Here is a 23929-nt window from a genome sequence, read left to right as displayed (position 1 = left end):
CCGCAGTCACCTGAGTGGTTTCTCGGATAGCGGGTACAGGCCGACAGTAGGGCAGCTTTCGGGATCGACCTGATGGTTTCGGAATGACGGGATTTAGCGCAAAGCTGTCTATTCAGAGCGGCCAGGCCCACATCACGAGGGGGGTGCCGACAATCACGACCAAGATAGATAGCGGTGCTCCCAGTCGTGCATAGTCGCTGAACCGGTAGCCGCCGGGGCCCAGCACCAGCGTATTGCATTGATGGCCGATCGGGGTGAGGAAGTCACAGCCTGCGCCTATCGCGGTCGCGATCAGAAAGGCTTCGGGGCGATAGCCCAGATCGTGCGCAAAGACGGCCGCGATCGGCGCCATGACCAGCACGGTGGCGGCATTGTTGAGGAAGGGCGTCACGGCCATCGCCACGACAAGGATCAGTGCGACGGCGCCCCATGCCGGAAGGGTGGCGCCGAACGTGGCGAGATTGCTGGCGATAACGTCAGATGCGCCCGTCGTGCGGAGCGAGTCGCTGACAGGAATAAGCGCGCCGAGCATCACCAGGATCGGCCACTCGACCGCATTATAGGCTTCGCGCGGAGGCAGTGCTCCGGTTGCCATCACTAAACCCGCAGCTGCGAAGAAAGCTACCGCGACCGGAACGAGCCCACTCGCGGTGGCCGCCATTGCGATGGCGAGTATGATCAGCGGCAACCAGCTTCGGTCGGAATTGCCAAGGCGCAGCGCTCTCTCCGCGAGTGGAAGCACGCCGAGATCCCGCAGACGTTCAGGCAACAGGCTGAGCGGCCCCTGCAACACGATGACGTCGCCGGGATTGAGGCGCGTCTTGCCCAGTTCGCGTGTCAGCCGCTCGCCCGCACGCGCCACCGCGATCAGGTTGATGCCATATCGTTGCTGGAGCCGCAGACGGGCCGCCGTCTGTCCTTCCAGGATGGAGCCCGCGCCGATCACGCCCTCCGCGACGCCGATGTCGTCGCCCTCACTTCCTTCGGGTACCTGCCTCTGCTCGCCGTCGAGCGCCAGGCCATCGCCGGCAATCACCCGCTCGAGCGCGTCGGGCTCACCCGATAGAATGAGCGTATCGCCTTCATGGAGCGTCAGACCAAGCGAAGGCACCGTCCGCATCCCGGCGCGCAGCAGGCCGCTGACGCTGACGTCGCGCTCGTGTCGGGTGACGAACTCGCGCACCGTCTCGCCGATCGCCGGCGAACCATCGGCGATCGTCACCTCCGTGACATAGCTCGAAATGTCCAGAGCTTCGCCGAGGGTTGCCGTCGCGCGGCGCTCCCGCGGGAGCAGCCTGTAACCGAAGCGCAGGAACAGGAGTCCGACGACGAGGAGGCCAAGCCCCGTCGGAAGATAGTCGAACATGCCAAAGGGCTTGCCCGTCATCTCTTCGCGTACCCGGCTGACTATGATGTTCGGCGACGTGCCGACGAGCGTCATGAGCCCGCCCAGCAGCGAGGCGAATGCCATCGGCATCAGGAAGACCGATGGGCTGGCGTCATTCTTTTTCGCCATCTGGAAGGCCGCGGGCATCAGCATCGCCAGTGCCCCGACATTCTTCACCAGAGCAGAGGCCACCCCGACCGATGCCGTCAGCACGAGAAGCTGCGATCGGACGCGTGTAATATATTTCGCGATGAAACCGAGCGCGCGCTCGATCAGCCCCGACCGCTGCATCGCCGCCGACATGACCAGCGCCGATCCGACGATGATCACGATGTCGTCCGAGAAGCCGGAAAAGGCATCCTTGGGGCTGACAATTCCCAACGCCAGCGCCGCCAGGAGCGCGATGATCGCGGTTACATCATAGCGGAACCGACCCCAGATGAAGAGCGCCATCATCCCGACAAGCGTGGCGATCGAAAACCATTGCGGCGTGGTCAATGACGGCACCCTTCCCGAAGATGGGCACGAGGTTCGCGTCCATAGAGCGGCAACGCGCCAGTGGAGCGCAAGTCGCATCGCCAGTTTTCTTAATGGTCGTTGTCGCGGTGGGGCTATGAAGCCTGGGGGATCTACCCAAGACGCCCCTCCGATCTCTCGGAATACTGCAGTTCTTCGTCATTCCGAGCCTGGGCGATCCCGCCGTCCAGCAGGCGCTGTTCGCCGCGCTGATCGTCGCTGTCCGCGCTGAGGTCGCTGTCGCCTTTGCGTCAGGTCGGTTCGTCTCCCAGCTCCCGACCCCAGCCATCCTGCGGCGCAAAGCCGACCGGCCGGTTACCGGCACGCCGTCTTCCCGCCCGATGCTCGGCCAGCATCGGGCGTCGATCGGTCGCTTATTCGCGCGAGGCCACCGCGGCGTGGAATTCGGCTTCGGCTGCTTCGAGCGAGGTGAAGGAGCGTGTGCCGGGGGATCTGTCGTCGGTCAGGACGTAAGTCGTCTTGACGAGGCGGGCGCCTTCCATCAGCTCCACCTGTTCCAGGCGAACGCCTACCGATTTCTGCTTCAGAGTCCGTTTCGCCGCCATAGAGTATTTCCTCGGTTGTTGCTGACGCCGCCCTCTAGCATGGGAGACGGAATGCGAGTCTAGCCCTGTTAAGCGAAACGAGGCGAAGTCGTTGGTGCTTTGCCCGATCTATCGAGCTTCCCGAGTTCGCCGATCGGGTAGCGGGCCAGCCACGCAACCGATCAGCGTTTCTTCCTGGCGAGGGTCGCCGTGAAGTCGGGATCCTTGTTCGCGACCCAATCGACGAATTTGCGGACGTTGGGATTGGCCAGGAGGCTTTCGACATCCATCCCGTGGCGCTGCAGCTCGGAATTGGTGAAATTCAGCGTCAGCGTCTGCTGGCAGATCGCGTGCATCGGCACCACGTCGCGTCCGCCCCGGCTCTTCGGCACCGGATGATGCCAGATGATCGTCTTGCCGGTGGCGCGGCCGCAGAGCCAGCAGGATGGCGGCGGCGCCGGAGCTTCCTCCTCGCCGTGCGAGTCGCCATAGGGATCCTGTTTCGAATGTCTGCGGGCCATCGGTCTGCCTGAATTGCCTGAACGTGCGCTGCGCACCTACCGCCGTGCGGTCAGCATGACCACAAGCATCTCCGCCTTTGCATCATGCCGACTGCGTAGCATGGCTGGCAGGGCTTATCACAGGGCGCGCGCGGGGCGATCGGGCGCGGTTGCTATTGCACGGGCGATCGGAAGGTCACAAAAGCCGGGGATGAACCCTGACCAGCTATCCAGCCCGACACCCAATCGCCGCATCGCGCTGCTGATCGACGCCGACAATGTGTCGCACACGAAGATCGCCACGATCCTGGCCGAACTGTCGAAATATGGCACGGCCAATATTCGGCGGGCTTATGGCGATTGGGCGAGCGCGGGGCTGAAGGGCTGGAAGGACAAGCTCCACGCATTCGCGATAAGGCCGATCCAGCAATTCAGCTATTCCGTGGGCAAGAACGCCACCGATATCGCGCTCGTCATCGATGCCATGGAGCTGCTGTACACGCAGAAGCTCGACGGGTTCTGTATCGCGTCGAGCGATGCGGATTTCACGCCGCTGGTGATGCAGCTCAAGGCGAATGGTCACGACGTCTATGGTTTTGGAGAGCGGAAAACGCCGGAGCCTTTCGTGAACGCCTGCACCACCTTCCTCTATCTGGACGGTGTGGTCGATGCGGAGGCGTCAGCCCCATCCCCCGGCCGCCGGCGCCCCACGCGAAGCAGGACGCGCAAGGCCGACGTCGCGGAGGAGAGCAAGCCCGAGCCGGTCGCCGACCCGAAGCTGGCGATCGCGCAGGACGCCACGCTGGTCATCGCGCTGCGCGGCGGCGTCGAGGCCGCGGAGCGCGACGACGGGTGGGCCCTGCTGTCCACCGCGGGCAGCGCCGCCAGACGGCAGGCGCCGATCGATCCCCGCAATTACGGCGTCAAGAATTTCCCGGCCCTGTTCGAGGCGACGGGGCTGTTCGATATAATCCGGGGCGAAAACGGCCTGACCTACGTCGCCGACAAGCGCAACAAGGACCGCACGCCCCGGCCGAGCAACTGACAGGCCGGTTATAGTCCAGTGACGCGGGAGCGGGCCGGCATCCGCCGGTCCTCGGAGGCGAAGCAGGCGCTATCGGGGACGCCGCGTTGCAAGTTGGGCGGCGTTAAGACGCTCTTCCGCTTCCAGTTTGCGCCATCGCTCGAACCGGTCGGTGGTGAGTGAGCCCGCGCCAATCGCGGCCCTGATCGCGCAGCCCGGCTCGCCGCCATGCGCGCAGTTCGAAAAGCGGCAATCCTGCGCGAGCAGCGCGAGATCGTCGAAGACCTCGGCGATGCCGGCGGCGGCGTCGAACAGCTGCAATTCCCGCATGCCGGGCGTATCGAGCAACCAGCCGCCATGATCGAGGCGATACATTTCGCGCGTCGTGGTGGTATGCCGGCCGGTGCTGTCCCCCGCCCGAACCGCCTGGGTGGCGGCGCTGTCCGAGCCCCGCAAGGTGTTGACGAGCGTCGATTTCCCCACGCCCGAAGAGCCCAGCAGCGCAACCGTCTGGCCCTTGCCGCACCATGAGGCGAGGCCGGCGACACTGGCGGGATCGCGGCCGTTGACGGTTTCGACGCGCAAGCCCGGCTCGATCGCGCGGGCCGCCGCCGCGAAGTCCTGCGGCGTGTCGGTCAGGTCGGTCTTGGTCAGAACCACGACCGGGTTCACGCCCACTTCGCGCGCCAGCACCAGATAGCGTTCCAGCCGCGCGACGCTGAAATCCTCGTTACAGGAGGCGACGATGAACAGCGTGTCGACATTGGCGGCAATCATCTGCTCCCTGCGCCGGTCGCCCGGCGCGCGCCGCTTGAACAGGTTCATCCGGTGGAGCACGCGTGTCGGCTGCAGGCTGTCGCGGTCGATGAGCAGCCAGTCTCCGACGGTGGGATAATCGTCCATCGGACGGGCGCCGGGGATTTTGGGCGCGACGAAGCCCTGCGATGCCGCGCCCGCAACGGCGATCTTGCCGCGATGAACGGCCATCACCCGGACGGGATGACACTGCCTGACCTCCTCCGCGGAAAGCTGGTCGCTGAAATATGCCTTCCAGCCGAGGTCTTCCAAAGTCTGGTGGGTGGGTTTCATACAGGGCCAGCTATCAGCGCCGTCCCGCGCCGTCCACAATGGCATGGGAAGGCTGACCCGCCCCGGATCACCGGCTCGCGAAAAGCCGCTCGACTTCCGAAGCGAGCGTCACCGCGTCGAATGGCTTCGAAATGACGCCCAGCACGCCTTCGCCCTTCAGATGGGCCAGTTCGCGGCTTGAGACCGATGCGGTGATGAAGATCACCGGGACATCGGCGAAGCCCGGAATGTCTCTCATATGTTCGACGAATTCGATGCCGTTCATGGTCGGCAATTGCACGTTGACCAGCGCGAGATCGAACTTCGCGTCCGATGTCGATATCGCCTTCAGAGCATCTATTCCGCTCGAGAAGGATGTGATCTCGAATAATCCAGAGTGGGTAAGAGAAATTTGCACGATAAACTGAACATCAGGCTCGTCCTCAATGAACAATACTTCGATCATTGAGTGGCTCCCGATATGTGTGGCTATATTGGCGGCACGAATGAATATTGTTTCGTAAGCATCAAGAAAATTTCGGCATTAACATGAATCAATGAAATTTATCTCTGCCTAATGCCCGGGATTAACTTCAGATAAGGACTATCCGCTTTGGACTTTTTTATACATGGAACTGTCGATTCCCTCTCTGATCGGCTGGACCGCGTCGGCCCTCCCCCCCCTCTGGCGCGGTCCAAATATTTGGAGGTGCAGATGATCACCGTCTTCGATGAGAAAAATCGGGCCTATCACATGACACGCGCTTCGGAGGCGACGAACGCTGCCCGCAATGCTCGCGATCCGGCTCTCAGGGCGGCGCAGCATGGACTTGCCGCGCACCACATGCGGGCTGCGCGCGGCGAACATGATTACAGAATATCAGAGGAGCGATTCTGACGTCCGCAGCATGTGCCGGCTTGCCGGGTGAAGTTGCACTTGATGGTCCGGCGTCGGGGATGGCTTTTGCGCATCCTCCAGGCCGGAGCCGCGCCTAAGCGCTTACCCTGACGATCGTCAGCCGGCGTTCCCGGCCTTCACGGTCGGGCCACAGGATCGACTGCCCCTGCCGCAGCCCGATCAGGCCCGCGCCGACCGGGGTGAGGATCGAGATTCGGTCGAGGGCGATATCGGCCTGGCCGGGATAGACGAGCTGCACGGTGCGCGCGCCGCCGCCGCTTGCTTCGTCGCTGAACTCGACGCGCGCGTTCATCGTGATGGCGTCGGGCGGGATCTCGCCGGGCCTGTGGATGATGGCGCGGTCGATTTCGGCGAGGAGCAGGTCGCTGACCTGCCTCACCCGATCGCGGGCAGCGATCGCCAGCGCGGCGAGAGCGTCGGCTTCGCTGTCGATCATATGGATTGGAGGGCGGGTCTGCGTGGCGGTTTCGGCCATGGCTCAATCTTTCCAGTCATAGGATGCGGTGTCCGCCGTTTCGGATGTGGATGCGGATGCGGGTGCGGGTGCGGGCGCCGACGGCCCGCGGCCCCGGCGGATCGCGTGGAGCAGCGCCCGGGCGCGGGGAAAAGTGCGGTGTTCGAACAGGCGGAAGCCGTTGTCCGAAGCGAAGAAGCGGTATCCGCCCGCGACCCGCAGGGCGAGGCCGACGGTGCGGCCATCCATTTCGACGACAAAGCGCGATGACATTTTGGTCTCCTTATAAGGATGAGGGCCGGACCCGGACGCCGATAGGCCACAGGTCCGGACCGCGATGCAGCGGCGGATCTCCGGCGGTCAGGCGGCGGCGGCCTGCAACGACACCCAGAAGCGATCGGCGCATCGGGCGACGAAATCGTCCGACGCTCGCTCGCCCAGCGAATCGCGGAGAATGGGCGCGAGCCCGTCGCCGAAGCGGCTGGCATGGCGGCGGATCGCCGGATCCCTGACCGCCGGGTGGATCGACGACGCAGCACCCGGGCCCTGCAGGCCATCCAGCATGAGGCCGAACAGCAGGTGGGCGGCAGTCTTTTCCTCCGCCTGGGCATGGCCCTGATGCGCGCCGGCCAGATATTGAGACATGGCGGCTTCGATGATGTCGCGGCGGGCGATCAGAGCGGGGACGTGGTCGTGCGAAAGCGTGTCGATGTGCATGCGGGTTCTCCATGGCAGCACGTCGCGCCGGGCGCGCGCAAAGGCATGCGCAGCGGAGCGATCAGTTGAAGATGTGGAAACTGCCTCGGGCGCCCGAGCGCACGGATTTAGCGGCCGCGGAGCCCCGAGGCGGGGAGCCGCGTCATGAGGCTACCGCCATGAGCCGAGAACCGACGAAGGGCTTTCTGGAAAAGCATATAATCAATATAGGCCGTTCCGGCGGCGGAGCAAGCCTTGCAGCCTTGCGGCGGGCGGCCATCGCGGTGGGCCGTCAACCCGGTCGCGCTTTTTCGACGCCGTCAGCGCCGGTCGAGCCGCGCCAGCCTCCGCCCCGTGACCCAGGTCTGGCCGATGAACAGCGCGATCAATATCGCCGCGACCGATCCGACGAAGACATCAAATCCCGACCAGCGGCCAAAGACGCCCGGACCATTGCCCAGCATCATCATCATCGCGGTCAGTGCGATGAGCACCAGCCTGAGTTCGGTCGGCCCCGCCGCGAGATAGGAGAGCTTGAGCTCGCCCAGCACGCGCGCGGCCAGGAAGGCGTGGATCGACAGGAGGAAATAGCCCGCCAGCGCGAGCATGGCGACGTCCATCGTTACGAACGGGCTAAGCCCGATGCCGGCGAGAATGAAGAGGGTCGCCAGTCCGTCGCAGCTATGATCGATGAAATAGCCATAGGATGGCCGCTCGATCGACCGGTGGCGGGCCAGGCTTCCATCCATCGAGTCGCCGAACCAGTGCACGAGATAGCCGACGATCGCGAGCAGCAGCCATTCGGCGCGGAAATTGCTGCCGACATATCCCGCGAACACCATGATCGCGCCGGCCATGCCGATCGTGGTCAGGCGATCCGGGGTGATCCAGCCCGGCATGGCCCGACACAGCCGGTTGAGCAGCTGGCGCTCCTTCGATGCGAGCCAGTTTTGCTGGATGCGTTCCAGCGACTTCGGCGATTGCGCCTTATTGTTCTGGTCTTTCATATCGCTCTTCACCGCAGGGCAGGGTGGTCATGACGATCGAGGCGGCCACCTGCCCCTTCATGCCACTTCCAGCAATTCCTCGATATCCCCCCGTATCGCCTCGGGCTTCGTCGTCGGCGCGTAGCGGCAGACGATGCCGCCGTTGCGGTCGATCAGGAATTTGGTGAAGTTCCACTTGATCCCCTCGGTGCCGAGGATGCCCTTGGCGTGACTTTTCAGCCAGGCGTAGAGCGGATGGGCGTTAGGGCCGTTGACCTCGACCTTCGCGAACATCGGGAACTTTACGTCGTAGGTGGTCGCGCAGAAGGCGGCGATCTCGGCCTCGTCGCCGGGTTCCTGCGCGCGGAACTGGTTGCACGGAAAGCCGAGGATGACGAGGCCCTGATCGGCGAGCTGCTCGTGCAGGGTTTCGAGCCCCTCATATTGCGGGGTGAAGCCGCATTTGCTCGCGGTGTTGACGATCAGGAGGACCTTGCCGCGATAATCGGCGAGGGAGACATCGGCGCCGTCGATCGCCCTGGCGGTGAAATCATAGATGGCGGTCATGTCATTGCCCCGTGCTGCTGTCGGCCGATCTTCGCGCATATGCCATTGCGGCGAAAGCGGGAAGCCGTCGACGGCGGAGCATCGCGCCAATCCCTATTTGCGGGTGTGGGGCATCTGGTTCTTCTCATCTGGCGGGACCAGCCCTTCGAGTACTGCCCAGAAGCCCGTCACTGCATTCTGCCCCGCTTGGGCATAGGCGGTGGAGAGGCGTTCGCGCAGCGCCTCGAACAGGCCTGCCTCGAACTTCGCGCCGGCCTCGGTGACGCGCAGCAGGCGCTGGCGACGGTCCTCGCGGCCGGTGCGGGTCTCGATCAGGCCCTGGTCGCTCAGCTCGTTGACGACACGGCCCAGCGACTGCTTGGTGATGCCGAGAATGCGTAGCAGCTCGCTCACGGTGATGTCGGGGTTGCGGGCGATGAAATAGAGCGAGCGATGATGCGCGCGGCCCAGGCCCTGTTTCGCCAGCCCCTCGTCGATGCCGCGCAGCATATGGGTATAGCCGAAATAGAGCAGTTCGACGCCGCGGCGGATCTCCGGCTCGCGCAGGAAGAGCGGCGATGCCGTACGAAAAGGGTCGGATGAATTTTGGACAGCCATGTTGACGTAATTTGCCATCCCGCTTATCGGAACGCAACGCCAAAGCGGCCACCGGACGAAATGATCCTATCCGGCAGGGCAATATCGGCGAAAAACTACCAATTGTCATGCGCAGAAGCAGGAATGTGAAATGGCCGAGGAACCTACCTACGACGATCGCGACGGTTTTATCTGGCATGATGGCCAGCTGGTCCCCTGGCGCGACGCGAAGGTCCACGTCCTGACCCATGCCATGCATTATGCGTCGTCGGTGTTCGAAGGCGTGCGCGCTTATGACGGGGTGATCTTCGAGGCCGACTGGCATAGCCGCCGCCTGCGCGAGAGCGCCGCGATGCTCGGCTTCGACCTGCCCTGGTCGGTCGAGCAGATCACCGCCGCCTGTTATGAGACGATGAAGGCGAACGACCTGAAGGACGCCTATGTCCGCCCGGTCGCATGGCGCGGTTCGGAGCAGATGGGCGTTTCGGCGCAGCGGACCAAGCCGCACATGGCGATCGCCTGCTGGTATTGGGGCCAGTATCTCGATCCCGGCGCGGGCGGGCTGAAGCTCGACATCGCGCCGTGGCGCCGCCCCGCGCCGTTCACCGCGCCGGTCCAGGCCAAGGCGGCCGGCCTCTACATGATCGCGACGATGTCGAAGCATCATGCCGAGGCGCGCGGCTATCAGGACGCGCTGATGTTCGACTATCGCGGGCAGGTGGCCGAGGCGACCGGTGCGAACGCCTTCTTCATCAAGGACGGCGTGATCCATACGCCGACCCCCGAATGCTTCCTGAACGGCATCACCCGCCAGTCGGTGATCAAGCTGGCGCGCGCGCGGGGCATCGAGGTGATCGAGCGGGCGATCTGGCCCGAGGAGCTCGAAGGCTTCGAGCAGTTCTTCCTGACCGGATCGGCGGCCGAGATCGTGCCCGTCGGATCGGCGGGGCCGTGGAACTTCGAAGTGGGTGACATGACCCGGCAGATCCAGAAGGATTATTCCGATCTGGTGCGGGGCAAGCTGAAGCTCTGAGCGGCGTGCCGGCATTCGCCCATGCCGGCTGCGAAGCGCGATTTTCTGTGCTCCGGTGTTCACGTACATTAAGTACGCTGCGCTCCGGTGCTCAAAAATAACTCCTTTAGGCGCAGCCTGAGCAGAATGCCGACACGCCTTTGCTGACGTCTACTCTGGCAGGGCGGGGGTGACGCGTCCGCGGTGCCAGGTGGCGGCCGCATAGAAGACGAGGCCCGTCCAGATCAGGCCGAAGGTGAGGATGTGGATCGGCAGCAACGGCTCGCCGAATACATATATCGCGATCAGCAGCGCGATCGTCGGCCCGATATATTGCAGCAGGCCCAGCTCCGAATAGCGGATACGCTGTGCCGCGCCATTGAACAGCAGTAGCGGTACCGTGGTCATCACGCCGCCAAGCGCGATCATCGGCAGCGAGGGGAGCGGGCCTGCGTCGGCGGGCGGCGGGGTGCTGGCGAACAGCAACCAGGCGATAGCCAGCGGGGCGAGCAGGCCGGTCTCGATCAGCAGCCCTTCCACCGGCGCGATGCCAATCACCTTGCGGATGAGGCCATAGAGGCTGAAGGTAAAGCCGAGGGCGAGCGGCATCACAGGCAGCGCGCCCTGTTCGATCGTCAGCGCGGCGACGCCGGCGGCGGCGAGCAGGACCGCGACGGCTTCCGCCCGCCCGAGCCGTTCGCGCAGGAAGACCATGCCGAGCAGGACGTTGACGAGCGGGTTGATGAAATAGCCGAGGCTTGCCTGAAGCGCGTGGCCGCTATTCACCGCATGGATGTAGAGCAGCCAGTTGCCGGCCGCCAGCACCGTGGTGGCCAGCAACGCCAGCGCAATGCGCGGTCGGCGGAGAGCGCCCAGCGCCGCGCCGGCGCGCTTGTAGACCAGCGCGATCAGGGCAAGCAGCAGCAGCGACCACAATATGCGGTACGACAAAATGTCCATCGACGACAGCGGCAGCAGCGCCTTCAGGTAGAGTGGCAGGACGCCCCATAGGCCGTAGGCGCCGACGCCCATGAGCACGCCGGTCCGCGCGGGGGAAAGTGCTGGCATGCGCCGCCCCTATGGCCGCGAAGCGGGAAAAGCAATCAGGCGGTGGCGAATGAGAGGGCTGGCTTGTCTTCGTCCTCGTCGGTGATGAAGTCGCGGACGAAAGCGTTGGCGGGCGAGCGCTCGATCTCGGCCGGGGGAGCGAACTGCTCGATCTTGCCGAGGTTGAGGATCGCCACGCGATCGGCGAGCGCGAAGGCCTCCTCGCGGTCGTGGGTCACGAAGATCGAGGTGATACCGAGTCGGCCGTGGATCTGTCGGAGCGCCTTGCGCAGCTCGCGCCGGACCTTGGCGTCCAACGCGCCGAACGGCTCGTCGAGCAGCAGGATGCGCGGGTTGCGGGCGAGCGCCCGTGCGAGCGCGACGCGCTGGCGCTGGCCGCCCGACAGCTGCGATGGATAGCGTCCGCCGAGGCCGGCAAGCTGGACGAGTTCGAGTAGTTCCTCGACCCGGGCGTCGATATCGGCCTTGGACGGGCGTGCCTTGCGCGGCAGGACGTCGAGCCCGAAGGCGATGTTCTTCGCGACGGTCATGTGACGGAACAGCGCATATTGCTGAAACACGAAACCGATCCCGCGATCCTGCACCGGCATTTCGGTGACGTCCTCGCCGCCGAAGGAGATGCTGCCCTGTTCGGCATATTCGAGGCCGGCGATGATCCGCAGCAGCGTCGTCTTGCCCGATCCCGAGGGGCCGAGAAGGGCGACGAACTCACCTTCCGGAAGGTCGAGCGAAACCCCGTCGAGCGCGGGGAACTGGCCGAAGCGGCGCGAGATATGGTCGATCGTGATCGTCATTTCAGTGTCCCGAAGCTGCGAGGGCATCATGGTGACGCCATTCGAGGTAGGTCTTGAGGGCGAGCGTTACCAGTGCCAGCAGCGCAAGCAGCGCCGCGACGGCGAAGGCAGCGACGAAATTATACTCGTTGTACAGCACTTCGACGTGCAGCGGCATCGTGTTGGTTTCGCCACGGATGTGGCCGGAGACGACCGATACCGCGCCGAATTCCCCCATCGCGCGGGCGTTGGTGAGCAGCACGCCGTAGAGCAGTCCCCAGCGAATGTTGGGCAGGGTGACACGCATGAAGGTCTGCCAGCCGTTCGCGCCAAGCGACAGCGCGGCTTCCTCCTCCGAACGGCCCTGCGCTATCATCAGCGGCACAAGCTCGCGGGTGACGAAGGGGAAGGTGACGAAGATCGTCGCCAGCACGATCCCCGGCGTCGCGAAGACGATGCTGATGCCGTTGTCGGCGAGCATCGGGCCGAACCAGCCATGTGCCCCGTAGAGCAGGATGTAGATAAGGCCCGCGACGACCGGTGAGACCGAGAAGGGCAGGTCGATCAGGGTCAGCAGGAATTCCTTTCCGCGGAAATCATGCTTGGCGATCAGCCAGGCGGAGGCGACGCCGAAGATCAGGTTGCATGGCACCGAGATCGCGGCGACCAGCAGGGTCAGCCGGATCGCGGCGAGCGCGTCGGGTTCGGTAATCGCCGCCTCGGCGGCTTCCCAGCCGTTGCGCAGCGCCTCGACGAACACCGCCGCGAGCGGCAGCAGCAGCATGATGCCGACATAGGCTATCGCGAGTGCGAGAAGCCCCAGCATGACGGGGCGCGGCGCCTGAAGCGGATCGCGGCGGGGCGAGCGGTTGCGGGGCGCGCCATTGCTGGTCACAGGCCGGCCTTTCTGCGGTTATATTCCTGGATGCGGTTGATGATCAGCAGCATCGTGAACGAGATGAGCAGCATCACCACCGCGATCGCGGCCGCGCCCTCATAATCATATTGCTCAAGCTGGGTGATGATCAGCAGCGGGGCGATTTCCGAAATCATCGGCATGTTGCCGGCGATGAAGATCACCGAGCCATATTCGCCGACGCCGCGCGCAAAGGCGAGCGCGGTGCCGGTGACGAGGGCGGGCATGATCTCCGGCAGCACGACGCGGGTGAAGACCTGCCAGCGATGCGCGCCGAGCGTGATCGCGGCTTCCTCTATATCGCGGCCAAGATCGGCGAGCACCGGTTCGACGGTGCGGACGACGAAGGGCAGGCCGATGAACGCCATCGCGATGACGATGCCCTGCGGCTTATAAGCGACCGCGATGCCAAGATCGGCCAGCGGTTTGCCGAGCCAGCCGGTGTCGGCGTAGATCGCGGTCAGCGCGATGCCGGCGACCGCGGTGGGCAAAGCGAAGGGCAGGTCGATCACCGCGCTGAGCAACTGGCGGCCGGGAAAGCGATAGCGCACCAGCACCCAGGCGATCAGCAGCCCGAACACCGCGTTGACGAGCGCCGCGATCGCGGCAGCGCCGAAGGTGACGCGGTAGCTCGCCAGCGCGCGCTCCGAAAACGCGACCGACAGAAAATGATCGAAACCCTGACCAAAGGACCGGATGAACACAGCGCTCAGCGGAATGAGCACGATGAGGCTTAACCAGGTGATGGTCAGCCCCATTGTCAGTGGAAATCCGGGTAATATCCGCATGGCCGGGCGGCCCATCGCCCTGCTCGTCATGTCTAGCCCACCTTTTTCATGTAAATACGAAACAGGGGCCGGACGTCGCCCGGCCCCCGACATCGTCGCAGTTCGATCAGAAATCAACCTGCAGTCGCGTTCCGAAGATATCGCCCTTGGCGGTCGAGTTCGGCCCGTTCAGCGCCGCCGCCGGGATCGCCGGGAAGACCAGCGGCGAATTCTGGCCCTTGAAGCGGATGTAATTGGCGACGAACTTGACGTTCGGATTGAGATACCAGTTGAGGCCGGCGGTCCAGGTCTCGCCCTTACGCTTGACGGCGCTGCCGGCGATGCTCTGGAAATCGGCGTCGGTCAGATCCAGCACGTCGTAGCGCGCCAGCAGCTCGAACGCGCCCCAGCCGCCGCCGGGGGTGAAGTCGCTGAACGGCTTGGTCCGATCGGCACTGCCGTTCTTGAAGCTGCGCGATTCTCCGGTGATGAACCAGCTGGCGAAGACATAATAGCCATCGGCGTTGAAGTTTGAGGCCGCGCCGTAACGATCGATCTTGAGCTTGCTATATTCGCCCTGGACCGAGAAGGGCCCGAACACCGCCGCGCTTTCCAGGCCCCAGTAGGTGGCGCTGCGCGCGCCGGTCGGCGCGCCGCCATTCGGCGCGGTGCCGTTGATGTTGACCGAGACGAGGCGCCCGCCGTCGACGCGGCTGCCCGGCCGGTCGCCAAGGCTGGAGATGGTGTGCGCCGGGAAGCCCGCCGCCTTGAACGCCGATGCGCCGACATGGACGATCTTGCCGGTGTCGAGGATCGGATCCCAGGTGACGCGCGCATTGACGCCATAGCCTTCGTCGGGGGTCGATTCATTGCGCTGGACGGCCTCGCCGCTGCCGAACAGGCCAATCGTCGCGTTGAGCTTGTCGGTCTGATAGGCGGCGGTCACACCGACGCGGCGTTCGGCGCCGACCGCGCCGAAAGCGACATTGGCCATGCCACGCTCGAGAAAGCTGTTGAGCGCGTCGGTGGTGTTGGCTTCGAGGCCGTAGGGGGCCTTCTGCTGACCGACGGTGAACACCCAGTTCTTGATGCCGCCATAGCTGACATAGGCGTCGAGCAGGTTGGTCGCACCCTTCACGATTTCGGCTTCGATGCGATATTTGAAATGCTTGAAGAGGGTGCCATCAAAGCCCAAGCGGCCGCGGCGGATGTCGGTGCCGCTGTTATAGTCATAGGTGCCGGCGCCGCGGCGATTATAGCCGGCATAGTCGATCTGGAAGGTGCCGCGCGGCTTGAAGGTGAAGTTGCCGCCGACATCGGCGAAGGTCGGCGCGGGGCCTGGTTGCACGGAACGGGCGGCGCGGACTTCGACCTTTTCGACGCGGGTCTGGGTTGCGGCGGCTGCCTCTTCGAGTTGCCTGTTGCGGCTCTCGAGCGCCTGGAGCTTGGCTTCGAGCGCGTTGAGCCGGTCGAGAACGGGATCGCCGGTGCGCGCGACCGTGGCGACGGGTGCGTCTTCCGACGGGATGACGGTGTCGATCGTGCTGGCGCCTTCGGGGAAGGCCTCGACCTGATCGGGAATGGTAGCGGGGGCTTCCTGCGCGAGCAATGGCGCGGGCAGGAGCGCGAGAGCGGCTACGCCCCCGAGAAGGAAAGTGCGCATGTTGATCTCCCTGTTAAAGGATTTTTTTGAAGGATTTTTGCGTTTTTGGCGTGAGACCCAGTTGGGGAGAGCAAAGGTGGGCGCCCGCTCTCCCCGCCCCGGGGACTCTTACTTCTTGGCGTCTTCGAGAATCTGATCGAAGAGCGCTCCGTCGTTGAAATGGGCGGCCTGCGCCTTGTTCCAGCCGCCGAAGTTCTTGATCGTGAACAGCGACACGTTCGGGAACTGCGCCTTGAACTGGGCCGCCACCTGCGGATTGCGGGGCCGGTAATAGTTCTTGCCGATGATCTGCTGCGCGGCCGGCGTGTAAAGGAAGCGCAGATAGGCTTCGGCCGCCTTGCGGGTGCCCTTCTTATCGACATTGGCGTCGACGATCGCGACCGGCGGTTCGGCGAGGATCGAGACCGACGGAACGACGATATCGAACTTGCCTTTGCCGAGCTGATTGACCGCGAGGAACGCCTCATTCTCCCAGGCGAGCAGGACGTCGCCCTGGCCGCGCTGAACGAAGGTGGTGGTGGAGCCGCGCGCGCCGCTATCGAGCACCGGCACATTGCGGAACAGTTTGACCAGATAGTCGCGCGCCGCGGCGGTGCTGCCGTATTTCTTCTGGGCATAGCCCCAGCCGGCCAGATAGTTCCAGCGCGCGCCGCCCGAGGTCTTCGGGTTCGGAGTGATGACCTTGACGCCCGGCTTCACCAGATCGTCCCAATCCCTGATCGCCTTCGGATTGCCCTTACGGACGAGGAAGACGATCGTGGAATAATAGGGCGCGCTGTTGTTGGGAAGGCGGGCCTGCCAGTTGGCGGGGAGCAGCTTGCCCCTCGACGAGATCTCGTCGATGTCATAGGCAAGCGCGAGCGTGACGACATCGGCGGGCAGGCCGTCGATCACCGAACGGGCCTGCTTGCCCGAGCCGCCATGGCTCTGCCGCACCGCGACATCCTGACCGGTCTGCGCCTTCCACGATTTTGCGAAAGCGGCGTTGATCGCGACATAGAGTTCGCGGGTGGGATCATAGGATACGTTGAGCAGTTGCACCGGCGCGGCCGACACGACCGCAGTCGACACCGTTGCGAGCGAGGCGGCGAGGGCCGCGAAAATGGTCAGACGCTTGTTCATTGATGGTCCCCTTGTCGATGGCGGGATCATATCTCTACTCATTTGAAAGAGAACAAAGAAAATCTATTGAAACGGTAGAGATATGATTGCAGCCCTGCGAATATGGCTGCAACTCGTGCGATAGTTGCAGGGTTCCGTGCCTCAGGCGGGTTGTACGCCATCCGCATCGACGTGATCGGGACCGGTCAGGACGCCGACCAACCGCACGCGTTTTTCGACGAGGTCGACGGGCGTGCGGTGAAGATCGAGCCGGTAGAAACCGCCGGCATCGCGCTTCAGGACGAAGCCGCCGCCGTCGCGCAGCAGCATGCCCGTCTCGTCGACAGCTCGACCGCTCAGAGCGTCGCCTCTATCGCGCGGGCGGCGAGATCGGGGTCTTCCGCCTGGGTGATCGGGCGGCCGATGACGAGGATCGACGCGCCCTGATCGAGCGCCTGGCGCGGGGTCATCACCCGCTTCTGATCGCCATGGCCGTTGCCTGTTGCCGGGCGGATGCCGGGGACGACGAAGAAGCCTTGCGGCCAGAGCTTCTTGGCCGCCTTCACCTCGTTGCCCGAGCAGACGACGCCGTCGAGCCCGGCCTCCTTCGCGAGCAGGGTGAGGCGTTCGACCTGGGCATGGGTATCGGGCGCGACGCCGATCGAGCCGAGATCGTCGGCGTCGAGGCTGGTGAGGACCGTGACCGCGACGACCTTCGTGCCGACCGGCGCGGCGGCCTTGGCGTCTTCCATCATCGCGAGACCGCCGGCGGCATGGACGGTCAGGATCGCGGGCTGAAGACCGTGCAGCGCCTGGACGGCTTTCGCGACGGTGTTGGGGATATCGTGGAGCTTTAGATCGAGGAAGATCGGCAGGTCGAGCGCCGCCATCTCGCGTACCCCGGCCTGGCCGTGCGCCGAGAAGAACTCCAGGCCCAGCTTGATCCCGCCGACATGATTGTGGACTCGCGAGGCGATTTCCTTGGCGCGGGCCATATCGGTCGTGTCGATGGCGACGTAGATCGGGCTGCGCGTCACAATGGGGATTCCGTGGTCTGGATGAAGCCGGGTTCGGCGGCCGGCGCGGCTGGCGCGGGTTCGGCCGAGAGCAGCGCGTTGCGTTCGAGATTGTCAATCCGCCGCTTGAGCCGCCAGAGCTTGGTGCGGTGGACGGCATAGGTCGGCAGGAAGCCGATCAGCACGGCGATCACCAGCAGGACGGGCAATTTCACGTCGGCGGTCATCCCGGCCCACAGATTGATCGGGACCGGCTGCCAGTTGCGGAGCGAGAAGATCACCGCGGTGACGGCGAGGATCACCCAGAACAAGGTCTTGAGGAAGTGCATCAGGCGCTTGTCCTCCAGCGGTGGGGCGGGGTCAAGGGTGGGGTGAGTGGGGCATCGCGGTGGCCGGGCGTCGGACGAGAATGTGGTAAGCCTTGTTTATGGCGCCAGCTTCCTCGGCGGTTAACCGCTCAACCACTGTTCTTCTGGTATAAACTATGAATTTCGTTAAGGCTGCGTAACTCTTGCATTCTCTGACAGAAATGTCGGGCTTTCATACCCGTTTTATCGGCCCTTTCTTTTAGAAGATAAGGCCCTCTTCCCAGGAACTGACGATGGCATTGACTGATTCTGCGCCTATCGTGTTGGTCGTCGAGGACGAGATGGTGTTGCGGATGCGGGCCGTGGACATTGTCGAAGATGCTGGATTTGTGCCGATTCAAGCCGTGAGTGCTGATGAGGCGATCCAAATTCTTGAATCGCGCGATGACATATCGCTGTTGTTCACAGATATTCAGATGCCGGGAAGCATGGACGGACTGAAGCTCGCCCATGCAGTGCACAGCCGCTGGCCGCATATCAAGATCATTCTGGTGTCCGGGCAGATCGTCGTCACCGACGCCGACAAACCTTCGGACAGCCGTTTCTTCTCTAAACCGCTCGAAATTCCCCAAATGGTCCTGCAACTTCAGGAGATGGTCGGCAAAGGCGCGTTGAAGGTGATGCCATTGCTGATCGTCGCCGACGATCCGCTGACCAAGGAAAACAAGGACCTCCGCGACCAGCTTCAGCAGGCGGGTGTCGACGCGAAAGCCCTGCTCCTGAAGACTGTCCTCGATACCGAGAAGCAGCAGCTGATCATAGATGAGGGCCGGCCGCTGCGAGATGCCCTCGCGACCGAGAACGACGCGCTAAGGCTGGCGCTGGAGCAGGCGGGCATCGACGCCAAGGCGCTGCTCGTCCAGTCCGGCATCGATGCGGAGGAACGCCAGGCCGCCGACAGGTTGCAGCATTTGATCCACGCGGAACTGCACCACAGGATCAAGAATATGCTCGCCACCGTCGGGGCGATCACTCATCAGAGCCTCCGGACCGCAACCAGCATGGCCCATGCCAGCGATGCTATCAATGGCCGGCTCGCCGCTCTCGCGCGGGCCCATGATCTCCTGACCCGGGTGAGCTGGGAAAATGCGACGATCGACAGCATAGTCCGGAGTGCCATCGAACCGTTCGATCAGGGCCAGGGCCATTTCGTGATCACGGGCGACGATATCCGGATCACGTCGAGCTCCGTAATTGCGTTCGCGATGACCCTGAACGAGCTTTGCACCAATACCACCAAGTTCGGAGCCCTGTCGGTGCCGGAGGGTCAGGTTCGCATTGCCTGGTCGCTCAATGACGGGCGCCTTCATTTCGCGTGGACGGAAACCGGCGGGCCGGTTGTCGTCGTGCCGACGCGCTCCAGTTTCGGAACGCGGATGATGACATCGCTTGGTCAGCAGCTGAACGGCAAGGTCGAGCTTCGCTACGACCCGACAGGTTTTGTCTACACGCTCGACGTGCCGCTCGACGCCTGAACCTCCAAAGAAATGGCGGTGATCGGGACCGCGTTTCGCGACGTCTGCGCAGCCGCGCTCGCCGAATACCGACCGGCTCCGTCCATGTGAACTATCCGCGCTTCCCGAGCGCATGCCGTTCGGCGTCGTCAATCGCGTCCAGCAAGGCCTCGAACCCGTGCACGTCCTGGACGGGTATCGCCGCGCGAAAGCCTCTCCCCAACAGGTCGAGATCCGCCCGTGTGAGAAGCCCGACGGCAATGATATTCTGACGATCGACCATATTTTGTTCCTGACGACCTGTAACGCGGCGCGGCCAGCTAAGTGCCGCCGACATCGAAGGCGTCGAACAGTGCGGATCAAATATCGGGCAGTGTCGCGGATGCGGGCCTGATATTATGCGCGTGCATTTTGCTTGGCCGGGCCACCGAGTTGAGCGACTTCCCGCTCGATCGTGTCGATCAGGTCGGGCACCGCGTTCAGCCGCCCCCGTTCCTCGTCGAGGATCGCGCGGAAGAGGGTGCGTTTGATCTCGGTGATATCGGTGGTGGCGATCGTCTCGCCTGAGGGGAGCGTCGAGATCAGGATGTCGACCGTCCGCTCGGCGCCGTGGAGGCGGCCCCAGAGATAGTCGTTCTCGCGATAGGCGCGGCTGAAGAAGGCGCCGAACAGGTTGAACTCGATGCCCTTGAGGGTCGCCTCCGCGCCGCCTTGCCGGATCGATCCGCAGTCGTCGGGGGAGATGCGGTCGACTTGGATCGCATGGAATTCCTGCGCGCCCTGGACGCGCATCAGCGACAGGGTGGCGAGGTCGTAGAAGCTGAAGCCGAGATAGGCGAGCAGCAGCGTGCGCCGGTCGGTCTTGGACAGGCGCGGCAGTACGGCGGCGATCGCGCGGTCGGTGGCAAGGTCGAGCGTTTCGAGATTGCGGGTCGCGCCGATCGCCGCGATCGCAGTCTCGGGGTCGTCGGCAATATGCTGCGCGGCGGCGACCACGGGCCGCTCATAATGGTCGCGCATTTGCAGATTGAGGAAAGGCGCGAGCGAGCCGTAGATCGCATCGCGCGCGGCCTGCACCCCCACCTCGTCGCTGCCGCCGCTGCCCGCCTCGATCTCGGTCAGCCGGTCGGCGAGGAAGCGCAGGCGGCGGATACGGAAGCCGAGATCGTGCTGGCGCAGGAAATCGATCAGCGCGTCGCTGGTGTTGCCGGCCCTCAGCGCGTCGGGTTCCTCGAAGCCGAGGCGGCGCATATGCGCGCCGATCAGCGCGCGGATCGCGTGGCGCTCGGCGACATCCTCGGTACCCGCCAGCAGCGCGATCATCGAGGTGAGTTCCTCGGCGATGATCGTCAGCTTGAGCTGGCCGTAGCCGGCATAGGTGAAGCCCGCGCGTTTCGCCGCCTGTTCGTGCGCGCGGGTGCGCCAGCCGCCGATGCGTTCGGCGCTTGGGCGATAGAGGAGAAGCTGCCGCTCCATCGCGCTTTCGACGGCAGCGTCGACCTCGGGCCGGATCGCGTCGATGATCCGCTTCGTCTGGGCGATGCGGACCGAGCGCTGCTCGATGACCTCCAGATTGTCGCGGATCGGCTGTTCGCGCGGGATGGTCGACATCGCCCCGAAGATCGTCGCGAAGAAGCCGGGGAGGCGAACGATGCCGTCGCTGTGCCGCTCGGGCATCGCCTGAACATTCGCGGTGGGATCGAGATAGACGAAGCGCCGGTCGACCTCGCGCCGGGCGGGGCGGTTGCGCAGCGCCTCGATCGCCGGGCGGAAGGGCGCGTTGGCGAGGACCGAGCCGTCGATCAGCACGAGATCCTCGGGGCTACCCCCCGCCGCCGCGCGCGGGAAGATGCGGTGGAGGAAGGTCTCGCGGCCCGGCCAGTCGCGGTCGCGGCTCTTCAGCACCTTGTCGAGCTCGGCGACGTTGAACGGCGGGAAGGCGCCGGGAAAGCTTGCGGTCGCGCGCGCGGCGAAGGTGAGTTCGGCGGCGTCGGCGAGGTTCCGGCCGTCGACGCCCCGATCGGTGAAGGCGATCGTCAGCCGGTGCTCGCGCTCCTCGGCCAGCGCCGGGCTGTGCAGCCGCAGTCGCTGATTATAGCCGTGAAAGTCCGTGACCGTGACCGACACGTCGAGCGGCTGGCGTTCTGGCAGCAGCGGCGGGCCGGCGGGGGCGGCGGCCATCGCGTCGAAGGCGTCGAGGATCAGGTTGGAGAAGGTGACGCCGCCGAAGGGCGGATGGAACCAGCGGGCCCGCACGAAGCCCGACAGCTTGCGGCGGACCTCGGCGCGGGTGCCGGCGGCGACGGTGCGCTCGACCGTGCCGCCGCGCCGCCGGGCGAGCATCCAGGCGAAGGGCAGCGCCCAGAGCTTCGAGAAGCGCGACAGCGGGCGGGCATCGGGATCGAGCAGCACCTCGACATCGGCACGGTCGAGCCACAGGTCGGTGAGCGGTTCGAGCGACTGGCCGGAGGAGATCGCCTGCCCGAGGAACAGCCCGTTCATGCCGCCCGCGCTGGCCCCCGCGATGACGTCGATCAGGACGCGCAGCTTCACGCCATGATCGGTTTCGATGCGTTCGAGCAACTGGCGGTAGATCGTCTCGCTGCCCGGGGCCGCGGGATCCCCGTCATGATAGGCGCGGCTGGCGCGGGCGAGGCGCCACAGTTCCTTGCTGATCCCGTGCATGTAGACGGCAAGGCTGACTCCGCCATAGCAGACCAGCGCGAGCCGCAGTTCCTTCTCCCGCATGGGGGATGTTTTCCATTGTTGGGGGAAGGACGCCAGTAAAAATAAAGCGTCGCCCCGGCGGAGGCCGGGGCCGCCAGAAGTTCCTGCGGCTTTTGTATCGCGAGAGCCTATGGCGGCCCCGGCCTCCGCCGGGGCGACGAGGTGTTTACAGCCAGCCGCAATCCTTGAGCATGCGCCGCCGCTCCTGTTCGCTGGCGCGGTGCCAGGCGTAGCGATTGCGGCGGGTGGTTTCGTCTTCCACGCGCGGCGGCGCACTGGTCAGCAGTTCGGCGAGCCGGGCGCGGCTGCGGGCTTTATCTTCGGGGTCGCTTGTCATGATGATGGTGATGATGTACCCCTTTTGTTCGTAGAGCAAGCGCGAAGGGACGAAATGGCGAAGCCGCAGAAACGCTATGTGTGCCAGGCCTGCGGTAGTGTCGCGACGCGGTGGCAGGGGCAGTGCGCCGATTGCGCCGAGTGGAACACGATGGCCGAGGAGGCCTCGAACGTCACCGTCTTTTCGGCCAAGCATAATTTGCGCACCGGCGGCCGCGCGATCGCGATGGTCGGGCTCGATGCCGATATTCCTCTGCCGAAGCGCTGGTCTACCGGGATCGCCGAGTTCGACCGCGCTCTGGGCGGCGGACTGGTGCCGGGATCGGCGACGCTGATCGGTGGCGATCCGGGGATCGGCAAGTCGACCCTGTTGTTGCAGGCGGCGGCGCGGATGGCGCTGGCGGGGCAGTCGGTCGCCTATATCTCGGGCGAGGAGGCGGCCGATCAGGTGCGGCTGCGCGCGCGGCGGCTAGGGCTGGGGATGGCCCCGGTGCAGCTCGCTTCCGCTACGTCGGTGCGTGACATCCTCACGACGATGGAGAAGGCGCGGCCGGGACTGCTGGTGATCGATTCGATCCAGACGATGCACAGCGACCTGATTGAGGGCGCGCCGGGCACGGTGAGCCAGGTGCGTGCGTCGGCGCAGGAGCTGATCCGCTTCGCCAAGGAAAGCGGTGCCGCGCTGGTGCTCGTCGGCCATGTCACCAAGGACGGATCGATCGCGGGACCGCGCGTGCTCGAACATATGGTCGACACGGTGCTGAGCTTTGAGGGCGAGCGCAGTCATCAATACCGCATTTTGCGCGCCGTGAAAAACCGCTTCGGCGGCACCGACGAGATCGGCGTGTTCGCGATGGCGGAGGAAGGGCTCGACGAAGTCGCGAATCCCAGCGCGTTGTTCCTGACCGCACGAGGCGAGGGGATGAGCGGGGCGACCGTCTTTCCGGCGATCGAGGGAACGCGGCCCGTGCTGGTCGAGATCCAGGCGCTGACGGTACGGTTGCAGAGCGGGGCGACGCCTCGGCGTGCGGTGGTCGGCTGGGATTCGGGGCGGCTGGCGATGATCCTCGCGGTGCTGGAGGCGCGCTGTGGGCTGAGTTTCTCGACCGCCGAGGTTTATCTGAACATTGCCGGCGGCTATCGGGTGTCCGATCCGGCCGCCGACATGGCGGTGGCGGCGGCGCTGGTATCGGCGCTTGCCGAACGCCCGGTGCCGACCGACTGCATCGCCTATGGCGAGGTCGCGCTGTCAGGGGAGATACGGCCGGTGGCGCATGCCAATCTGCGCCTGAAGGAAGCCGCGAAGCTGGGTTTCGGCAAGGCGTGGGGGCCGGCGGGCAAGGACGAGAAACAGGCGGGGATGCGGGTGGAGAGCTTCTCGACGCTTGGCGCTCTCGTTGACCATATCCTTGGGCGGCGGTAGCTAGCGGGGGTGTTTTCATCATCCCCCTATCCTCATGCCGTCATGCCGAATTTGTTTCGGCATCCAT

The 23929-nt window shown here is 64.7% G+C and carries 28 protein-coding genes; 5 read left to right on the top strand and 23 right to left on the bottom strand.

The genetic code is table 11. The features are described 5' to 3' along the window. Nucleotides 1-112: 112 nt before the first annotated feature. The 3 genes from WP12_RS05275 to WP12_RS05265 form a co-directional block, all read right to left on the bottom strand. On the bottom strand, nucleotides 113-1894 hold the full coding sequence (locus tag WP12_RS05275; RefSeq protein ID WP_235398977.1) for an SLC13 family permease: 1782 nt from the start codon (nucleotides 1892-1894) through the stop codon (nucleotides 113-115). A gap of 383 nt (nucleotides 1895-2277) precedes the next feature. After that, a complete protein-coding gene (locus tag WP12_RS05270) occupies nucleotides 2278-2469 on the bottom strand; it encodes a hypothetical protein (RefSeq protein WP_046192711.1) in 192 nt (63 codons plus the stop codon). 161 nt (nucleotides 2470-2630) lie between these two features. Next, nucleotides 2631-2969 (bottom strand): hypothetical protein, encoded by a 339-nt coding sequence (locus WP12_RS05265; RefSeq protein WP_046192710.1) that lies wholly within the window; start codon nucleotides 2967-2969, stop codon nucleotides 2631-2633. A gap of 190 nt (nucleotides 2970-3159) precedes the next feature. Here WP12_RS05265 and WP12_RS05260 point away from each other — a divergent pair, with 190 nt between their 5' ends. Continuing rightward, entirely contained in the window at nucleotides 3160-3993 is an 834-nt protein-coding gene (locus WP12_RS05260; RefSeq protein WP_046192709.1) for an NYN domain-containing protein, read from the top strand. A gap of 69 nt (nucleotides 3994-4062) precedes the next feature. Here the strand turns inward: WP12_RS05260 and rsgA are convergent, their stop codons facing one another. Both rsgA and WP12_RS05250 read right to left on the bottom strand, forming a co-directional pair. Continuing rightward, complete coding sequence (gene rsgA / locus WP12_RS05255; protein WP_046192708.1) at nucleotides 4063-5061, bottom strand: ribosome small subunit-dependent GTPase A; 999 nt, start codon at nucleotides 5059-5061, stop codon at nucleotides 4063-4065. A gap of 67 nt (nucleotides 5062-5128) precedes the next feature. Then, the gene (locus WP12_RS05250) at nucleotides 5129-5506 is read right to left on the bottom strand and encodes a response regulator (RefSeq protein WP_046192707.1); all 378 of its coding nucleotides are present in this window, start codon (nucleotides 5504-5506) and stop codon (nucleotides 5129-5131) included. A 249-nt stretch (nucleotides 5507-5755) separates the two neighbouring features. Here WP12_RS05250 and WP12_RS24735 point away from each other — a divergent pair, with 249 nt between their 5' ends. After that, nucleotides 5756-5938 (top strand): hypothetical protein, encoded by a 183-nt coding sequence (locus WP12_RS24735; RefSeq protein ID WP_152663901.1) that lies wholly within the window; start codon nucleotides 5756-5758, stop codon nucleotides 5936-5938. Between the two features lie 94 nt (nucleotides 5939-6032). Here the strand turns inward: WP12_RS24735 and rnk are convergent, their stop codons facing one another. The 6 genes from rnk to WP12_RS05215 all read right to left on the bottom strand — a co-directional run bounded on the left by rnk (nucleotide 6033) and on the right by WP12_RS05215 (nucleotide 9259). Then, entirely contained in the window at nucleotides 6033-6434 is a 402-nt protein-coding gene (gene rnk, locus WP12_RS05240) for a nucleoside diphosphate kinase regulator (RefSeq protein ID WP_046192705.1), read from the bottom strand. Nucleotides 6435-6437: 3 nt separating this feature from the next. Continuing rightward, nucleotides 6438-6686 carry a hypothetical protein gene (locus tag WP12_RS05235; RefSeq protein WP_046192704.1) on the bottom strand — a complete coding sequence of 83 codons (249 nt, stop codon included), beginning with the start codon at nucleotides 6684-6686 and terminating at the stop codon, nucleotides 6438-6440. Between the two features lie 87 nt (nucleotides 6687-6773). Then, complete coding sequence (locus tag WP12_RS05230) at nucleotides 6774-7130, bottom strand: hypothetical protein (protein ID WP_046192703.1); 357 nt, start codon at nucleotides 7128-7130, stop codon at nucleotides 6774-6776. Between the two features lie 299 nt (nucleotides 7131-7429). After that, a complete protein-coding gene (locus WP12_RS05225; protein WP_046192702.1) occupies nucleotides 7430-8116 on the bottom strand; it encodes a CDP-alcohol phosphatidyltransferase family protein in 687 nt (228 codons plus the stop codon). A 57-nt stretch (nucleotides 8117-8173) separates the two neighbouring features. Then, a complete protein-coding gene (locus WP12_RS05220; protein ID WP_046192731.1) occupies nucleotides 8174-8662 on the bottom strand; it encodes a glutathione peroxidase in 489 nt (162 codons plus the stop codon). A 93-nt stretch (nucleotides 8663-8755) separates the two neighbouring features. After that, the gene (locus WP12_RS05215) at nucleotides 8756-9259 is read right to left on the bottom strand and encodes a MarR family winged helix-turn-helix transcriptional regulator (protein ID WP_046192730.1); all 504 of its coding nucleotides are present in this window, start codon (nucleotides 9257-9259) and stop codon (nucleotides 8756-8758) included. Nucleotides 9260-9389: 130 nt separating this feature from the next. Here WP12_RS05215 and WP12_RS05210 point away from each other — a divergent pair, with 130 nt between their 5' ends. After that, nucleotides 9390-10271 (top strand): branched-chain amino acid aminotransferase, encoded by an 882-nt coding sequence (locus tag WP12_RS05210; RefSeq protein ID WP_046192701.1) that lies wholly within the window; start codon nucleotides 9390-9392, stop codon nucleotides 10269-10271. Nucleotides 10272-10421: 150 nt separating this feature from the next. On the opposite strand, the gene rarD is transcribed toward WP12_RS05210, so the two are convergent. From rarD to WP12_RS05170, 9 genes are all read right to left on the bottom strand, one after another. Then, nucleotides 10422-11318, bottom strand: coding sequence for an EamA family transporter RarD (gene rarD / locus WP12_RS05205; RefSeq protein WP_046192700.1), 897 nt, complete (start codon nucleotides 11316-11318; stop codon nucleotides 10422-10424). A gap of 35 nt (nucleotides 11319-11353) precedes the next feature. Then, complete coding sequence (locus tag WP12_RS05200; protein ID WP_052730227.1) at nucleotides 11354-12112, bottom strand: sulfate ABC transporter ATP-binding protein; 759 nt, start codon at nucleotides 12110-12112, stop codon at nucleotides 11354-11356. 1 nt (nucleotide 12113) lies between these two features. Beyond that, nucleotides 12114-12986: a sulfate ABC transporter permease subunit CysW gene (gene cysW / locus WP12_RS05195; RefSeq protein ID WP_046192699.1), complete on the bottom strand. Its 873-nt coding sequence runs from the start codon at nucleotides 12984-12986 to the stop codon at nucleotides 12114-12116. Beyond that, on the bottom strand, nucleotides 12983-13825 hold the full coding sequence (gene cysT, locus WP12_RS05190) for a sulfate ABC transporter permease subunit CysT (protein WP_046192698.1): 843 nt from the start codon (nucleotides 13823-13825) through the stop codon (nucleotides 12983-12985). Before cysT ends, cysW begins: the two co-directional genes overlap by 4 nt. 76 nt (nucleotides 13826-13901) lie before the next feature. Then, entirely contained in the window at nucleotides 13902-15437 is a 1536-nt protein-coding gene (locus WP12_RS05185; RefSeq protein WP_046192697.1) for an OprO/OprP family phosphate-selective porin, read from the bottom strand. Between the two features lie 108 nt (nucleotides 15438-15545). Then, on the bottom strand, nucleotides 15546-16559 hold the full coding sequence (locus tag WP12_RS05180; RefSeq protein ID WP_046192696.1) for a sulfate ABC transporter substrate-binding protein: 1014 nt from the start codon (nucleotides 16557-16559) through the stop codon (nucleotides 15546-15548). Between the two features lie 141 nt (nucleotides 16560-16700). Next, the gene (locus WP12_RS25485; protein WP_200894459.1) at nucleotides 16701-16868 is read right to left on the bottom strand and encodes a DUF5818 domain-containing protein; all 168 of its coding nucleotides are present in this window, start codon (nucleotides 16866-16868) and stop codon (nucleotides 16701-16703) included. Between the two features lie 26 nt (nucleotides 16869-16894). After that, nucleotides 16895-17575, bottom strand: a complete 681-nt coding sequence (gene pyrF, locus WP12_RS05175) for an orotidine-5'-phosphate decarboxylase (RefSeq protein ID WP_084690974.1) — start codon at nucleotides 17573-17575, stop codon at nucleotides 16895-16897. Then, a complete protein-coding gene (locus WP12_RS05170) occupies nucleotides 17572-17883 on the bottom strand; it encodes a lipopolysaccharide assembly protein LapA domain-containing protein (RefSeq protein ID WP_046192695.1) in 312 nt (103 codons plus the stop codon). Before WP12_RS05170 ends, pyrF begins: the two co-directional genes overlap by 4 nt. Nucleotides 17884-18155: 272 nt before the next feature. On the opposite strand from WP12_RS05170, the gene WP12_RS23925 reads away from it, so the two are divergent. Next, complete coding sequence (locus WP12_RS23925) at nucleotides 18156-19397, top strand: HWE histidine kinase domain-containing protein (RefSeq protein WP_084690973.1); 1242 nt, start codon at nucleotides 18156-18158, stop codon at nucleotides 19395-19397. Between the two features lie 91 nt (nucleotides 19398-19488). On the opposite strand, the gene WP12_RS25210 is transcribed toward WP12_RS23925, so the two are convergent. The 3 genes from WP12_RS25210 to WP12_RS05150 all read right to left on the bottom strand — a co-directional run bounded on the left by WP12_RS25210 (nucleotide 19489) and on the right by WP12_RS05150 (nucleotide 22479). After that, nucleotides 19489-19659, bottom strand: coding sequence for a hypothetical protein (locus tag WP12_RS25210; protein ID WP_160299158.1), 171 nt, complete (start codon nucleotides 19657-19659; stop codon nucleotides 19489-19491). Nucleotides 19660-19772: 113 nt separating this feature from the next. Next, nucleotides 19773-22124 carry a patatin-like protein gene (locus tag WP12_RS05155; RefSeq protein WP_046192693.1) on the bottom strand — a complete coding sequence of 784 codons (2352 nt, stop codon included), beginning with the start codon at nucleotides 22122-22124 and terminating at the stop codon, nucleotides 19773-19775. Between the two features lie 145 nt (nucleotides 22125-22269). Then, nucleotides 22270-22479: a hypothetical protein gene (locus WP12_RS05150; protein ID WP_046192692.1), complete on the bottom strand. Its 210-nt coding sequence runs from the start codon at nucleotides 22477-22479 to the stop codon at nucleotides 22270-22272. 15 nt (nucleotides 22480-22494) lie between these two features. On the opposite strand from WP12_RS05150, the gene radA reads away from it, so the two are divergent. Next, nucleotides 22495-23862 (top strand): DNA repair protein RadA, encoded by a 1368-nt coding sequence (radA, locus tag WP12_RS05145; protein WP_046192691.1) that lies wholly within the window; start codon nucleotides 22495-22497, stop codon nucleotides 23860-23862. Nucleotides 23863-23929 lie beyond the last annotated feature (67 nt).

The organism is Sphingomonas sp. SRS2 (assembly GCF_000971055.1).
In the GTDB taxonomy this organism is placed as follows: Bacteria; Pseudomonadota; Alphaproteobacteria; order Sphingomonadales; family Sphingomonadaceae; genus Rhizorhabdus.
Note: the sequence above shows the minus strand (reverse complement) of the source record. Positions and strands in the feature narration are given on the sequence as shown.

What these genes read in the sequence shown, in the direction of transcription:
- WP12_RS05270 (WP_046192711.1), bottom strand. Translation starts at nt 2,469, where the DNA reads ATGGCGGCGAAACGGACTCTGAAGCAGAAATCGGTAGGCGTTCGCCTG.
- WP12_RS05265 (WP_046192710.1), bottom strand. Translation starts at nt 2,969, where the DNA reads ATGGCCCGCAGACATTCGAAACAGGATCCCTATGGCGACTCGCACGGC.
- WP12_RS05260 (WP_046192709.1), top strand. Translation starts at nt 3,160, where the DNA reads ATGAACCCTGACCAGCTATCCAGCCCGACACCCAATCGCCGCATCGCG.
- rsgA (WP_046192708.1), bottom strand. Translation starts at nt 5,061, where the DNA reads ATGAAACCCACCCACCAGACTTTGGAAGACCTCGGCTGGAAGGCATAT.
- WP12_RS05250 (WP_046192707.1), bottom strand. Translation starts at nt 5,506, where the DNA reads ATGATCGAAGTATTGTTCATTGAGGACGAGCCTGATGTTCAGTTTATC.
- WP12_RS24735 (WP_152663901.1), top strand. Translation starts at nt 5,756, where the DNA reads ATGATCACCGTCTTCGATGAGAAAAATCGGGCCTATCACATGACACGC.
- rnk (WP_046192705.1), bottom strand. Translation starts at nt 6,434, where the DNA reads ATGGCCGAAACCGCCACGCAGACCCGCCCTCCAATCCATATGATCGAC.
- WP12_RS05235 (WP_046192704.1), bottom strand. Translation starts at nt 6,686, where the DNA reads ATGTCATCGCGCTTTGTCGTCGAAATGGATGGCCGCACCGTCGGCCTC.
- WP12_RS05230 (WP_046192703.1), bottom strand. Translation starts at nt 7,130, where the DNA reads ATGCACATCGACACGCTTTCGCACGACCACGTCCCCGCTCTGATCGCC.
- WP12_RS05225 (WP_046192702.1), bottom strand. Translation starts at nt 8,116, where the DNA reads ATGAAAGACCAGAACAATAAGGCGCAATCGCCGAAGTCGCTGGAACGC.
- WP12_RS05220 (WP_046192731.1), bottom strand. Translation starts at nt 8,662, where the DNA reads ATGACCGCCATCTATGATTTCACCGCCAGGGCGATCGACGGCGCCGAT.
- WP12_RS05215 (WP_046192730.1), bottom strand. Translation starts at nt 9,259, where the DNA reads ATGGCTGTCCAAAATTCATCCGACCCTTTTCGTACGGCATCGCCGCTC.
- WP12_RS05210 (WP_046192701.1), top strand. Translation starts at nt 9,390, where the DNA reads ATGGCCGAGGAACCTACCTACGACGATCGCGACGGTTTTATCTGGCAT.
- rarD (WP_046192700.1), bottom strand. Translation starts at nt 11,318, where the DNA reads ATGCCAGCACTTTCCCCCGCGCGGACCGGCGTGCTCATGGGCGTCGGC.
- WP12_RS05200 (WP_052730227.1), bottom strand. Translation starts at nt 12,112, where the DNA reads ATGACGATCACGATCGACCATATCTCGCGCCGCTTCGGCCAGTTCCCC.
- cysT (WP_046192698.1), bottom strand. Translation starts at nt 13,825, where the DNA reads ATGACGAGCAGGGCGATGGGCCGCCCGGCCATGCGGATATTACCCGGA.
- WP12_RS05185 (WP_046192697.1), bottom strand. Translation starts at nt 15,437, where the DNA reads ATGCGCACTTTCCTTCTCGGGGGCGTAGCCGCTCTCGCGCTCCTGCCC.
- WP12_RS05180 (WP_046192696.1), bottom strand. Translation starts at nt 16,559, where the DNA reads ATGAACAAGCGTCTGACCATTTTCGCGGCCCTCGCCGCCTCGCTCGCA.
- WP12_RS25485 (WP_200894459.1), bottom strand. Translation starts at nt 16,868, where the DNA reads ATGCTGCTGCGCGACGGCGGCGGCTTCGTCCTGAAGCGCGATGCCGGC.
- WP12_RS05170 (WP_046192695.1), bottom strand. Translation starts at nt 17,883, where the DNA reads ATGCACTTCCTCAAGACCTTGTTCTGGGTGATCCTCGCCGTCACCGCG.
- WP12_RS23925 (WP_084690973.1), top strand. Translation starts at nt 18,156, where the DNA reads ATGGCATTGACTGATTCTGCGCCTATCGTGTTGGTCGTCGAGGACGAG.
- WP12_RS25210 (WP_160299158.1), bottom strand. Translation starts at nt 19,659, where the DNA reads ATGGTCGATCGTCAGAATATCATTGCCGTCGGGCTTCTCACACGGGCG.
- WP12_RS05155 (WP_046192693.1), bottom strand. Translation starts at nt 22,124, where the DNA reads ATGCGGGAGAAGGAACTGCGGCTCGCGCTGGTCTGCTATGGCGGAGTC.
- radA (WP_046192691.1), top strand. Translation starts at nt 22,495, where the DNA reads ATGGCGAAGCCGCAGAAACGCTATGTGTGCCAGGCCTGCGGTAGTGTC.